The organism is Ureibacillus sinduriensis BLB-1 = JCM 15800 (assembly GCF_000772955.1).
Lineage (GTDB): Bacteria > Bacillota > Bacilli > Bacillales_A > Planococcaceae > Ureibacillus > Ureibacillus sinduriensis.
Genome location: NZ_JPVO01000055.1, coordinates 624,484 through 637,590, shown reverse-complemented (window position 1 = coordinate 637,590; position 13,107 = coordinate 624,484). Strand labels below are relative to the sequence as shown.

Sequence of the window (13,107 nt, the reverse complement as noted above, 5' to 3'; positions counted from 1 at the left end):
AATCGACTCCTTTATCTATATTGTTTAAGCTGTTCATTCAACGCTTTTGTTTGTCGATATACTTGTGTATAAATGTTATAAAGTTCATCATATTTTTTTACATTTTCCGGTATTGGTTCATATTTTTCGCCAATCTGGATACATGCTTCCTGGGCCATGGCAAAGTCTTTAAAAATCCCCGAGCCGACTGCCGCAATCATGCACGCTCCAATTCCTGGGCCCTGCTCGTTTTTCAATTTATAGATTGTAGCATTAAAGATATCAGCTTGCATTTGCAGCCAGTGTTGATTTTTTGCTCCTCCGCCGATTGAAATCAGTTCCTCGATTACCTTTCCGGATGATTTAAAAATCTCCAAAGTATCGCGCAATGAGAATACAATTCCTTCCATCACCGCTTTTGCGAAATGTTTTTTTGTATGGATAGCATCGATTCCAATAAAACTTCCGCGGATATTGGAGTCCGCATAAGGTGTACGCTCCCCGGCAATATAAGGAGTGAAAAGAAGTCCATTGCTGCCTGGAGGTATATCGTTGATTTCGGATAATAGCTCGTCGTATGATTCCTCTTTTGCAAATGTATCATTGAACCAGCTCAATGAATGACCTGCCGAAAGCGTGACCCCCATCGTATAATACGAATCTGTTATGGCATGATTAAAATAGTGTACCTTTCCATGATAGTCCTCTGTTTTTGATTCTTCGAAGGTTAACATAACGCCTGATGTCCCAATACTAACCATTGTTTTACCCTTCGATATTACACCTGAACCGAGGGCTCCACAGGCATTGTCTGCACCCCCTGCGTATACTTTAGTTGCTGGTGATAGTCCACATGCAGATGCAAAGGATTCCGTAAGCATACCTACTTTATAAGTAGAAGGCACCAATTCAGGACAAATCTCCGGATCTATTCCTAGTTTTGCAATAATTTCTTTGCTCCAGTCCCCTTTTTCGATATCCAAAAGGAGCGTTCCAGCTGCATCTGAATAATCCATATGAAGTTCCCCGGTCATTGCAAAACGCAAATAGTCTTTCGGGAGTAAAAATTTCTTTACTTTCCTATAAATTTCGGGTTCATGTTGCTGAACCCATAAAATTTTGGGCAGTGTAAATCCTTCCAGGACCCTGTTTTTTGTGATCCTTAAAATGTTTTCCAGTCCAACAGTTTCGGTAATTTGTGCACACTGTTCCGTTGTACGTGTATCATTCCATAATATTGCAGGACGCAATACTTCATTGCCATCACCAAGCAAAACCAAACCGTGCATTTGTCCCGAGTAGCTTAAACCAACTATATTGGAAACATCTTCTTGAAATCTTGCTGTAATCTCTTCAATAGCTTCTCTTACACTGGATATCCAATCCTGTGGATGCTGCTCCGAATAGCCAACCTTTTCATGGATCAAAGAGTAGCTGCGCACCGATTCATCAACAAGTTCACCCTTCTCATTCATCAACAAAGCTTTAACTGCACTTGTTCCCAGGTCAATACCTAACACATATCTCATTCTCATACCCTCCGCTTATAAAAAGTGGCTGCCCTGATTGGACAGCCGACTTTAGTTGCTTAACCAAATTATCAAGTCAAAGCATTTAAAATATATTGGTTGATGATCATTTTCAGTTTTTCTGTACGTCCAGATGTGTTCTGTATTTTACCAAGTCCTAAGGCATATTCTTCAAGCTCTTTGAAATTAGTATTGCCTTCAGCTATTCGTTGACCGATGCCTGATTTATAACTGTCATAACGTTCCTCGACAAAGTTTTCCAGCACTCCATCTTCAAGCAGCTTAGATGCCACTTTCAATCCAATTGCATAGGAATCCATTCCAGCGATATGAGCATAGAATAAATCGCTTTGTTCAAATGAACCTCGACGCACTTTTGCATCGAAATTCAAACCGCCTTTGCCAAGTCCCCCGTTTTTAAGAATTTCATACATTGCCAATGTATTTGTATAAAGATCTGTAGGGAATTCGTCTGTGTCCCAGCCGAGTAAAGTATCCCCTTGATTGGCATCCACCGATCCCAACAACCCATTAATCCGCGCTAGATGCAATTCGTGTTCAAATGTATGTCCAGCCAGCGTTGCATGGTTCGCTTCAATATTGAATTTGAAAGAATTCTCTAAACCGTAAGTGCGCAGGAAGCCGATACCTGTTGCAACGTCAAAGTCATATTGGTGCTTCGTCGGTTCTTTTGGTTTCGGTTCAATTAAAAATTGACCGTCATATCCTATTTCTTTCGCATAATCAACTGCCATGTGGAAAAATTTAGCCAGGTTATCTTGTTCTAGTTTCATATCCGTATTCAGCAATGTTTCATAGCCTTCACGCCCACCCCAGAAAACATAGTTCTCAGCATTTAGCCGTTTAGCTACTTCCAAGCCTTTTTTGACTTTTGCCGCCGAATAGGCAAAGACATCCGCGTTTGGAGAAGTCGCTGCACCATGAACGAAACGTGGATTTGTGAACATGTTCGCCGTGTTCCAAAGCAGCTTCGTCTTGGAAGTCGCCATGTACTCCTCAATCATATTAACAATCTCATCCAAGTTTTTATTCGTTTCCGTTAAAGTGTCTCCTTCCGGCGCTACGTCAACATCATGAAAACAGAAGAATGGCACATTCAGTTTCTCATAAAATTCAAATGAAGCTTCCACGCGTGCTTTTGCTAAATCCATTCCGGAAAACTTATCCCATTCACGTTGCATATTGCCAGCGCCAAATGGATCTCCTCCGTCATAAGTGAATGTATGCCAATACGCCACACTGAAACGCAAAATTTCTTCCATTGTTTTTCCGTTAATTACTTCTTCTGGGTTATAATATTTGAATGCCAAACTATTATTTGATTGTGGACCTTCATATTGAATGTTGGACAAATCCTTGAAATATACCATTTTTACAATTCCCCCAAATTATTTATTTTTGGATACGATATCTACCCATACTGCCAATATTAAAATTAGACCTTTCACGATATACTGCCAGAATGCCCCAATGTTCATCATAGACATTCCGTTATCAATACTCGCCATAATTAGTGCACCTATTAAAGCACCTATGATTTTTCCTTTACCGCCCATTAGACTTGTTCCGCCAATAACACACGCAGCTATGGCATCAAGCTCATAGCTATCTCCCGCAGAAACTGTCGCCGCATTCAGTCTTGCCGTTAACAGCACCCCTGCCACACCCGCCAGAGCACCCATGATGATGAAAACGCTTAGTGTATTTTTTTTAATATTAATGCCTGACAAAGCAGCTGCTTCCGGGTTGCCGCCGATGGCATAGATACGCCGCCCGAATGCTGTTTTATTTGTGATGAAAACAAATGCCAGTGCTACGATTATGACAATTAAAAATGGCACGGGAACGCCATAATAGCGATTCAGCATGTAAGTAATCGCGATCAATATTACTGAATAAATGACAACCTTACCGTAATCAACCATTGCCGGCATTAGTAAGAGTCCCATATTTTTTTTGCTTTTGCGGCTGTTCATCGTAAAAGCAACGAGCAACACGATAGCGATTGCTACGATAACGTAGCCCGGCAAATATGGTAAGTATTTTGTGCCAATATTTTTGAAACTTGGATCCAAGGACGAGATGGTTTGACCATCCGATAAACCGATCAATATACCCCGAAATATCAACATCCCGCCCAGAGTGACGATAAATGCAGGCACAGCACGGTATGCAACCCACCATCCTTGCCATAGACCAATAAGTGCCCCAATAATTATCGCAGCAAGGACAACAAGTGGAGTACTCCAACCTTGCCAAACTTGCAACATAGCGGCTATCCCTCCAGTAAGACCAACTATCGATCCTACAGACAAGTCAATGTGACCCGCTACAATCACTAAAGTCATCCCGATTGCCAATACAGCTATTACCGACATTTGCGTAAATAGATTAGATAAGTTGCGGGATGATAAAAACTCCCCACCAGTAAATACACTAAAAATAATTGCGATAATAATTAAGGCCAGGATTAATGTATACGATTGCAAATCTAATTTAAAAGATAATCTACTTCCCTTTTCCATCGCTGGATTAGCATTAGCCACGACTTCCGCCTCCTGTTGCACACACCATAATTTTTTCCTGTGTAGCTTCTTTTCTTGAAAGCTCCCCTGTAATCTTTCCTTCACTCATCACAATCACACGATCTGACATACCCAGAACTTCAGGAAGCTCCGAAGAGATTAAAACAATCCCTACACCCTGTTGGGCAAGCTCATTTATGATTTTATAGATTTCATACTTGGCCCCCACATCGATGCCCCGTGTAGGCTCATCCAAGATTAATAGTTTTGGATTATTCATGATCCATTTGCTTAAAACTATTTTTTGCTGATTCCCTCCACTCAGCTTCCCTACCTCGATATCCAAATTTGCGGCCTTTAATTTCATGCGCTCCGTTATCTGCTGTGCTGCATTGACTTCAAGGGCTTTGTCGATAATATTCAGCTTCATTACTTTATTCAATGCAATTAATGTTGTATTTTTTGTAATATCCATTCCCAAAATGAGCCCGTAACGTTTCCGATCTTCCGAAACATATGCCAAGCCTTCTGAGATCGCATTTGCAGGGGACTTAATATTCGTGGTCTTGCCATCAATTTTGACAGTGCCTTCTTTTTTTCCATTCATTCCGCCGAACAAACTTATGAATAGTTCAGAACGACCAGCACCCATCAAACCCGAAAACCCCACTATTTCTCCCTTTTTTACATTAAAATTAATATCAGAAACTATTTTTTTGCCTGACTTATCATATGAAGTGTAATTTTCAACACGCAAAACCTCTTCATTTGCTATTTCACGTTCTTCATATGGGAATAATTCAGTCAGTTCACGACCAACCATTTTCGTAATAATGCTCTCTTCAGAACATTCCGAAATTTCATCCGTCGAAATGGTCCGTCCATCGCGTAATATTGTAACAGAGTCCGCCAATTCCAAAACTTCACTTAATTTGTGAGAAATATAAATGCACGACACACCTTGATCCCGAAGTTCATTCAACAGTTTTATCAAGATGGAAACATCACTTTCCGTTAGAGCTGCTGTCGGTTCATCGAGTATTAATACTTCCGGCTGTTTTGTCAAGGCTTTGGCAATTTCTATTAGCTGTTGCTTTCCTACAGTTAAATCGGATACTTTCGTTTGTGGGTCAATATCCAAGCGCACTCTTTTTAAAGCAACTATCGCTTGCCGATAAATTTCATTCCAATCGATAATGGGGGCGCGCATTAAATCATGCCCTATAAATAAATTTTCCGCCACCGTCATTTCCCCGACCAATGCCAACTCCTGGTAAATAATCGTTATTCCGGCATCTTGCGATTCTTTAATATTTTTAAAATTCATTTCCTTATTATTTAGAAAGATACTCCCTGAGTACGTCCCTGAAGGGTACACCCCACTCAGCACTTTCATTAATGTGGATTTGCCTGCACCATTTTCCCCGCATAATGCATGTATTTCACCTTTTCTCACAGAGAATGTGACATTGTCCAATGCTTTGATGCCTGAGAAGTCCTTTGTAATATTCTTCATCTCTAAAACTAAATCATTCATTTTTCCACCACCCTCATAAGTGACTTGCCTTAACAATTGTAGAACCGCCGTTACTTATTCAGGGAGAAATCTGTAATTCGTGATTCTTTGTTGATCATGTATAATACAGATTTTTCCCTGAAGGGTATAAATCAATTGCTACTTCTATTTTTGGGGACGTTCATTTTCCGCTACATTTTTATATACATCTTCGTAAGAGTGGAAGCCATCCTCAATAACAGTCGTCATCAATTCGTCTTTGCCCACCGATATCGGATCCAACTTGATGAACGGCACATCCACCTGGCCATTATTGACCGTATCATCTGCAGAAACGTCCTCTCCTTTAGCAAGTTGGACAGCAACTTCCGCACTCTTTTCGGCAATAGCCTGGATTGGTTTATAAACCGTCATTGTTTGCAATCCCTCGGCAATTCTTTGCACACCAGCCAAATCAGCATCCTGTCCAGAAATAAGTACTTTTCCTGCCAAGCCTTGTGCATCTAACGCCTGAATTGCTCCACCTGCCGTATTGTCATTGGAAGCCACAACGACATCGATTTTGTTTTGGTTTGCTGTCAACGCATTTTCCATAATTTTCAGAGCTTCATTTGCATCCCAATCTTTAGCCCATTGGTCCCCGACAATCGTAATATCCCCTTTGTCCACCAATGGCTGGATGATATTCATTTGTCCTTCACGGAACATTTTTGCGTTATTGTCAGTTGGTGAACCACCCATTAAGAAATAATTGCCGGTTGGCTGAAGGTTGACTAAATACTCTGCTTGCATTTCCCCCACTCGAACGTTATCAAATGATACATAAGCTGCGATATCAGCACCATTGATTAATCGGTCGTATGCTAAAACTGGAACACCTTCAGCATTTGCTTGTTCTACTACTGTAGATAGTGAGTCCGAATTGATTGCTATGATCACCAATGCATCCAAATCTTGAGAAAGCATATTTTGGATTTGCGATAATTGCTCCGCCTCATCACCATTAGCGGATTGAACAATTACCTCCGCTCCCATTTCTTCCGCTTTCGCTACGAAAAAGTCACGGTCGTGCTGCCAGCGTTCCAGCGTCAAATCGGATACAGATAAACCTATTTTCAGTTTTGACTCCGAAGCACTATCCCCGCCAGTTTCATTGGATGTTGAACTAGAAGATCCAGTATCCTCCCCGCAAGCCGCTAAAATCATTGTCATAACGAGCAAAAAAGTTAAAAGTAACCCCTTACATTTTCCCATTTTATTTCCCCCATCCCTAAATAGATGTAATTTTTTCTAAATAATAACACCTATCATTCTATTTGTCTATCGGATAAACAAAGTTTTCTTGTACCATTTTAAAATTTCTTATATGATAGCTGTGGAGGTGTTCATATGTCGTGGAATCAACAGCTCGGTAAAAAATTCAATAAAGAATTGATTTTAAAGGAAATATTTCTTCATTCCGATATTTCTCGTGGGGATATTATTAAAGAAACAGGCCTAAAGAAAGCAACTGTTGCGAATCTAGTTAATGAACTGATCGATGAAAATTTGATCCTGGAATCAGGCGAGGAAGCCTCAACAGGTGGCAGACGTTCCAAAAAGCTGAAATTTAATGAGAAAGCCGGCTTTGCTTTAGGTGTTGATATCGGTGTTAACTATATATATGGCGTTGTTGTCAATCTGAGGGGGGAAATAATTTTCGAAGATGTTCAAACCATTCACTCGGCAGCCTTTGAAACTTATTTTGAGAGAATCATTTCCTTGATTCATCTATTAATGAACAAGGTACCCCCATGTCCATATCAAATTGTAGGTCTGGGAATGGCTATTCCAGGGATTATCGATACAGGCGGCAATGTTTTGGATGCACCGAATCTTCAATGGAAAAACATCGAATTAAAAAGGATGCTGGAGGAGATATTTCAGTTTCCTATCTATATTAGCAATGAGGCAAATGCCGGTGCTTACGCTGAATTTACATTTACCCAAAATAAAGAGGCAAATAATCTGCTCTATTTAAGTGTAGGAATTGGATTGGGAGTCGGCATCATCATAAATGGAAAAATATATCAAGGCAATAACGGGTACTCGGGAGAAAATGGGCATACCATATTAAATTTGAATGGAAAAACTTGTACGTGCGGCAGAAAAGGATGCTGGGAAGCTTATGCTTCTGAACATGCTGCGCTCAAAGAAGCTGAAAATCTTATCAATGAAACATCATTGACCCTGGAGCAATTGGTTCAATATGCAGATGAAAACAATGAAAAAATCAGAAAACTGTTCCAAGAGATTGGATTCTATATAGGGATTGGAATAACAAATTTGATACACACATTTAATCCGGAGAAAATCATTATCGGCAATAGTATGACAAAAGCTCAGCGATATGTGGAACTGGCCTTGCTTGAAACAATTGAAGCCAATACATATCCCGCCCATTTTGAAACAGTTTCGGTAGAATTTTCTTCGCTGCGTGGACAGGCAATCGCGATAGGAGCTGCAACATTTATTATTGATCAATTCATCGAGCTATCTTCAAGCTAACTTTATATTTTCTATTTCACTTTTCAGAATATTAGATAAATAATCTCCCCTAAACAGAAAATACCAACATATCGTAGAAATAGACTGCATTGATTGCTATAATAATCTTACAAAGGTAAGGGAGAGGTCTGTCATGCAAAATGTATCGAAGCGAACAATATTATGGATAGTACCAATCGCAATCATCGCCATTTTTTGGTACTTTTATGGTCCACAGGAGGAAATTACGGACAATGAATATATTACATACATAAAAGAATCCCCTATGGAAGAATCTGAAACATCATTTGAACACGCTTTTACTGATGCATGCACAAATAGTAAATGGGTATATTTCAAAACACAAAAAAATCATAATGTCGTTGAATTCAAAGGGACATGTGAAGTGAATGGCCAAAGTAGAGAGGCCAATTTACAATTTGTGGTTGAGGATGATCAAAAAGGCTATACAGTCGGGGTGTTGCTACTAGATGGGAAGCAGCAGAGCGATGAACAACGCAATAGTATATTAAAATTAATTGCATCAAACTAAAAGATTGTTACCTATGGAGGCATTCGCTTATCTTAGGTAACTTTTTTATTTCCTTAATATTTATGCGAAAATTTGGTATATTTTAATAAGATAATAATGTGAAAGTAGGAAATTTTATGAATGTTGCAGCTATCACAAAGCTTTCAATCGCAATGGCGATTTTTGGCTCCATCGGTTTTTTCACAATTCACACCGGCATACCTGCAGTTGAGCTTGTGTTTGTCCGATGTATTTTTGCTACACTTTTTCTTTGCGCGATGTGGTTCCTTACTGGCGGTCATAAAACCGAAGCCTGGAGCAAGAAGGAAGTTCTGCAAACATGTCTATGTGGAATTTTCCTTGTGTTGAATTGGGTCTTCTTATTTAAAGCTTTTGAAGAAATGTCCATCTCCATAACTATTTCAATCTATAATTTGGCACCTATCTTTGTATTGATATTTGGAACGCTTTTCTTAAAGGAAAAAATGACGATTCAAGGGCTCCTCGCAACGGTTGTTTGTTTCATCGGCAGTGTTTTAATCGTCGGAATAGAGAATTTCCAATCGATTCATCAATTAATGAATTCAGGGTTTTTCTGGGCTCTTTTGTCTGCACTCTGTTATGCATTAACAATGATTACTAGTAAAACGGTGCAAAACTTATCACCCTATTCCATGACGTTCATCCAGACAGCAATTGGAATAATCATGCTCTTGCCTTTTTGTGATTTTGCAGTATTTAATGGTTTATCTACTTCCAATTGGATATATATTGTTGGAACCGGCTTGATACATACTGGTTTTGTCTATTATTTATTCTTCGATAGCATCCGCAGCCTCCCAACATTTCTAGTATCTGTTCTTACTTTTGTCGATCCGGTTGTTGCGATTTTACTGGATATTGTACTCTTGTCATTTAGTCCAACATTATTGCAGGCACTTGGAATTCTATTCATCTTTGGAAGTATATTTTATACAGTTCGGCCAAGAAAACAAGTGGCTGGTTAATTTTCTTTTCGATTGAGTTGCCTCCACCCTACATTTATTTGTAGGGTACAGACTGTTGACAAACGCTTTCACCCTGCGTTGGTTGCCTCGTTCGTCCCCTCATGAACATTTTGTTCTATTCGGGTCTTCACTCGACTGCCCGCCTTGTCTGCCAAGCGTTTTCAAGACAGTCTGAATAGTTTTTTATTGAAGGAAATAGCCTAAAAAAACGTGTAGACAAAGTCGAAGATCGACTTTGTCTACACTCTCCACCCTACATTGATTTGTAGGGTATTTTTCAATACCTCAATCCCTTCTTAACATTTTTAGGAACAAAAAAGATGAAGAAAAATTACTCTTTTCTTCATCTTCTGAATAGATTATCGATCAGTCATTTGTTTCCAGACAGAGCCTTTCGCTTCTTCTCCTTGTTCGATGCGGGCAATGGCCATTTTTATTTGAAGTTTTACTTCAAATTCTTTGTCATCTTCTGCCTCACGTAACGCAGGAAGACAGTTTTCTGTTCCCGTCTCAAAAAGGTACATTGCCGCGCGCCAACGGACAAGCTTATTTTTATCCTTTAACGCTTCAATCATGAAAGGCTCAAATTCAACAAAGCCCAAGTCACTCATGCAATCTCCCGCTGTACGGCGCACTGCGGAGCTTTTGTCTTTTAACGCGCGCGCTAAATATGGTACAACCGCTACATCTTCAACCATTCCTAAATAGACAGTTGCCAAACGGCGGATTGACATTTGCTCATCTTCCAATGCTTTTTCGAGCAATGGCAAGTCGTCACTTTGCGGGTCAGGTAGTTGGTCTAATAATTGATACCGTTTTTGCCAGTCTTCAGAAGCCAAGTACTGTGCCAATGTAACTTTTTCTCTTTCAAGTGTGACTGTATTTTTTTTGCTGGCTCCTTCGATGATTTGAGCGACTCTATCTTCTGGATATGTCGCATTTATTTCTTCAATAATTTCTTTTGCAATATCTTCTTTTTCGCCATAACGCACACCGAAATCCACCCACTTGCGTTCAAGGAGATAATTGTCATCGAATTTGTCGACTTCTATTTTTTGGAATGCTTCGACAAAACGCTCCCCTGCAGATACCCGATGCTCAAGCGCCGAATCAAATACTTTTACTTGAAGCGGGAGGCCTCTAAACATCTGTACGTGAACAAACACTTCACCAAAATGGTCATCTGCTTGCACCTCTTGTGTATGATGCCCGCCTTTTTCGCCCAATACCGCTCCCACACTTGATAAAATGGGTTCCCATTGAAATTTTGCGATTCGTTCTACCGCCAAGAAGTCAGCAACGTGGTAAACGCCTTTTACTCCTTCAATGGCTAAAATCTCCTGAATTTGTTCTGGGGCACCTTCTGCGTTTTCCTTTGTATAATTATATGCCTTTCCAAATGGCAGTTCTTCGTTGACCACAACTTTCATCGAATTCGGACTTGGTGTCGGTTCGATTGTAACGATTTTCATACTAATCCTCTCCTACCCATTCACGATGTCGTCTAAATACGTCCATCTTTCAATTAGCCGTTCATATTCTTTATTTAATTCATCCAGTTTTTCCGTTAGTAGTTGAAGTTTCGTATAGTCAGCACCTGCCGAACCGATGCCTTCCTCAGCAGCTTCAATCTCTTCTTCCACTTTGGCGATTGTATCTGAAATCGTTTCCCATTCTTTCTGCTCTTTGAAGGACAGCTTTTTCTTTTCGCTTTTTACTTTTTGTGTTTTTGGCTTCTCAACCTTTACTTCTTTTGCTTCCTCTTTTTGGGTGTGTTGTTGCTTTTCCAAATAATCACTGTATATATCCAGGCTTTCTTCTACATTCCCTTGTCCATCCAATATCCAAAGCTTTTTCGCGATTCGGTCCAGGAAGAAACGGTCATGGGAAATCGTCAGTATAACCCCAGGGAAATGTTCAATAAAATCTTCCAGAACGCCCAGTGTTTCAATATCTAAATCATTGGTAGGCTCATCCAGCAATAAAACATTTGGCTGTTCCATTAGTAATCGTAATAAATGAAGTCGTTTCCGTTCTCCACCCGATAATTTTCCGATTGGTGTGCCATGGGTATGTAGCGGGAATAAAAATCGTTCAAGCATTTGTGCTGCGGAATATCGAACGCCTTGGGCATCCGTTATATCATTGGAAGCTTCTCGGATATATTCAATAATCCGTTCATTTTCGATCATGGCAGGGACCACTTGTTTAAAATGTGCCCTTTTTACTGTGGAACCAACAATTACTTCCCCTGCATCTGGCTCCAATTCGCCTGCAAGTATATTCAATAATGTCGATTTCCCGTAGCCATTGGCACCGATAATCCCTATACGATCTCCTTGCTGCAATAAAAAGTTAAAGTCTTTTAGGATAACACGCTCGCCGAAAGTTTTTGATAGTTGTTCACCTTCAATTACTTTTTTTCCAAGACGTGACGTTGCAAGGGATAGTTCCAGGTTAGCATCATTCGAACCGCGTTCAATCTTGGTATCTAATTCTTCGAAGCGTTGGATTCTCGCTTTTTGTTTCGTCGTACGTGCTTTAGCACCACGGCGAATCCATTTCAGCTCGGAACGATAACGGTTTCTTAATTTGTCCTGGGTTGCTGCATGCATTTCCTCACGTATTGCCCGCGACTCTAGATAGTCTGCATAGTTTCCTGTATGACGGTACAGTGTTTGGTTGGCAAGTTCATAAATATGTGTTGAAATTTCATCCAAAAAGTAACGATCATGGGTAATGAAAATAACCGCACCTTTTATGCGCATCACCATTTCTTGCAACCATTCCGTGGACTGCACATCCAGATGGTTCGTCGGTTCATCAAGTAAGTATAGGTCAGCCGGTTCAATCAGCACTTTTGCCAATGCAACCCGTTTTTGTTGCCCACCTGAAAGAGTCGTTACTTGTCGATCATACATATCAATACCTAATTTGGTCAGAGCTTGTTTTGCGAGCGCATTCACATCCCATGCTTTGTCGTTGTCCATTTGCTGTTGCAGGCGAAACAATTGATTTTGCAAATCTACCGAATCGGGATTTTTGGATAGCTCTGTTAGAGTATCCTCATACTGCCTGTTTAATTGCAGGATGGGAGAATTGCCGGAAAAAACCGCTTGTAATACAGTCTCCCCCTCTTTGAATTGAGGATCTTGTGGAAGGTGAGAAATACGATATTTATTCGGGTGATCCATATCCACCGTATCGGCATCCTGTTGTCCTGCCAAAATGGACAGCAATGTTGATTTCCCCGTCCCGTTAATACCGATCAACCCAGCACGTTCTCCCTCATAAATAGTAAACTCGATATTTTCAAATAGCGTTTTATCGCCGACGGTCTTTGTTAAATTTGAAACAATTAAATGGCTCATGAAATCCTTCTCTTTCCTTTAGGCTTTTTGTAAAATTTGCACTTTACAAGTTAAACGCCAATTTTATATAAACCTACTATAATGGCTAGTTTTTCTCCTTC

Annotated in this window: 10 protein-coding genes; 3 read left to right on the top strand and 7 right to left on the bottom strand. The window is 40.1% G+C overall.

The window, feature by feature from the left end; all coding sequences use genetic code 11:
• Positions 1 to 11: 11 nt before the first annotated feature.
• From xylB to xylF, 5 genes are all read right to left on the bottom strand, one after another.
• Entirely contained in the window at positions 12 to 1,508 is a 1,497-nt protein-coding gene (gene xylB, locus CD33_RS18940; RefSeq protein ID WP_036203871.1) for a xylulokinase, read from the bottom strand.
• 71 nt (positions 1,509 to 1,579) lie between these two features.
• Positions 1,580 to 2,899, bottom strand: a complete 1,320-nt coding sequence (gene xylA / locus CD33_RS18935; RefSeq protein WP_036203868.1) for a xylose isomerase — start codon at positions 2,897 to 2,899, stop codon at positions 1,580 to 1,582.
• 18 nt (positions 2,900 to 2,917) lie between these two features.
• Complete coding sequence (locus tag CD33_RS18930) at positions 2,918 to 4,054, bottom strand: sugar ABC transporter permease (protein ID WP_052130360.1); 1,137 nt, start codon at positions 4,052 to 4,054, stop codon at positions 2,918 to 2,920.
• 13 nt (positions 4,055 to 4,067) lie between these two features.
• Positions 4,068 to 5,591 (bottom strand): xylose ABC transporter ATP-binding protein, encoded by a 1,524-nt coding sequence (locus tag CD33_RS18925; protein WP_036203862.1) that lies wholly within the window; start codon positions 5,589 to 5,591, stop codon positions 4,068 to 4,070.
• A gap of 144 nt (positions 5,592 to 5,735) precedes the next feature.
• Positions 5,736 to 6,824, bottom strand: coding sequence for a D-xylose ABC transporter substrate-binding protein (gene xylF / locus CD33_RS18920; protein ID WP_036203859.1), 1,089 nt, complete (start codon positions 6,822 to 6,824; stop codon positions 5,736 to 5,738).
• A gap of 135 nt (positions 6,825 to 6,959) precedes the next feature.
• On the opposite strand from xylF, the gene CD33_RS18915 reads away from it, so the two are divergent.
• The 3 genes from CD33_RS18915 (at position 6,960) to CD33_RS18905 (ending at position 9,635) form a co-directional block, all read left to right on the top strand.
• Positions 6,960 to 8,117: an ROK family protein gene (locus CD33_RS18915; RefSeq protein ID WP_036203855.1), complete on the top strand. Its 1,158-nt coding sequence runs from the start codon at positions 6,960 to 6,962 to the stop codon at positions 8,115 to 8,117.
• 133 nt (positions 8,118 to 8,250) lie between these two features.
• Positions 8,251 to 8,649 carry a hypothetical protein gene (locus CD33_RS18910; protein WP_036203853.1) on the top strand — a complete coding sequence of 133 codons (399 nt, stop codon included), beginning with the start codon at positions 8,251 to 8,253 and terminating at the stop codon, positions 8,647 to 8,649.
• A gap of 116 nt (positions 8,650 to 8,765) precedes the next feature.
• Positions 8,766 to 9,635, top strand: a complete 870-nt coding sequence (locus CD33_RS18905; RefSeq protein WP_036203850.1) for a DMT family transporter — start codon at positions 8,766 to 8,768, stop codon at positions 9,633 to 9,635.
• Between the two features lie 359 nt (positions 9,636 to 9,994).
• Here the strand turns inward: CD33_RS18905 and CD33_RS18900 are convergent, their stop codons facing one another.
• Positions 9,995 to 11,107, bottom strand: coding sequence for a conserved virulence factor C family protein (locus CD33_RS18900; protein WP_036203847.1), 1,113 nt, complete (start codon positions 11,105 to 11,107; stop codon positions 9,995 to 9,997).
• Between the two features lie 12 nt (positions 11,108 to 11,119).
• Complete coding sequence (locus CD33_RS18895) at positions 11,120 to 13,006, bottom strand: ABC-F family ATP-binding cassette domain-containing protein (RefSeq protein WP_036203844.1); 1,887 nt, start codon at positions 13,004 to 13,006, stop codon at positions 11,120 to 11,122.
• Between the last annotated feature and the right edge of the window lie 101 nt (positions 13,007 to 13,107).

Coding starts and splice junctions, on each gene's coding strand:
- xylF (WP_036203859.1), bottom strand. CDS start 6,824: ATGGGAAAATGTAAGGGGTTACTTTTAACTTTTTTGCTCGTTATGACA.
- CD33_RS18915 (WP_036203855.1), top strand. CDS start 6,960: ATGTCGTGGAATCAACAGCTCGGTAAAAAATTCAATAAAGAATTGATT.
- CD33_RS18910 (WP_036203853.1), top strand. CDS start 8,251: ATGCAAAATGTATCGAAGCGAACAATATTATGGATAGTACCAATCGCA.
- CD33_RS18930 (WP_052130360.1), bottom strand. CDS start 4,054: ATGGAAAAGGGAAGTAGATTATCTTTTAAATTAGATTTGCAATCGTAT.
- CD33_RS18905 (WP_036203850.1), top strand. CDS start 8,766: ATGAATGTTGCAGCTATCACAAAGCTTTCAATCGCAATGGCGATTTTT.
- CD33_RS18900 (WP_036203847.1), bottom strand. CDS start 11,107: ATGAAAATCGTTACAATCGAACCGACACCAAGTCCGAATTCGATGAAA.
- xylB (WP_036203871.1), bottom strand. CDS start 1,508: ATGAGATATGTGTTAGGTATTGACCTGGGAACAAGTGCAGTTAAAGCT.
- xylA (WP_036203868.1), bottom strand. CDS start 2,899: ATGGTATATTTCAAGGATTTGTCCAACATTCAATATGAAGGTCCACAA.
- CD33_RS18895 (WP_036203844.1), bottom strand. CDS start 13,006: ATGAGCCATTTAATTGTTTCAAATTTAACAAAGACCGTCGGCGATAAA.
- CD33_RS18925 (WP_036203862.1), bottom strand. CDS start 5,591: ATGAATGATTTAGTTTTAGAGATGAAGAATATTACAAAGGACTTCTCA.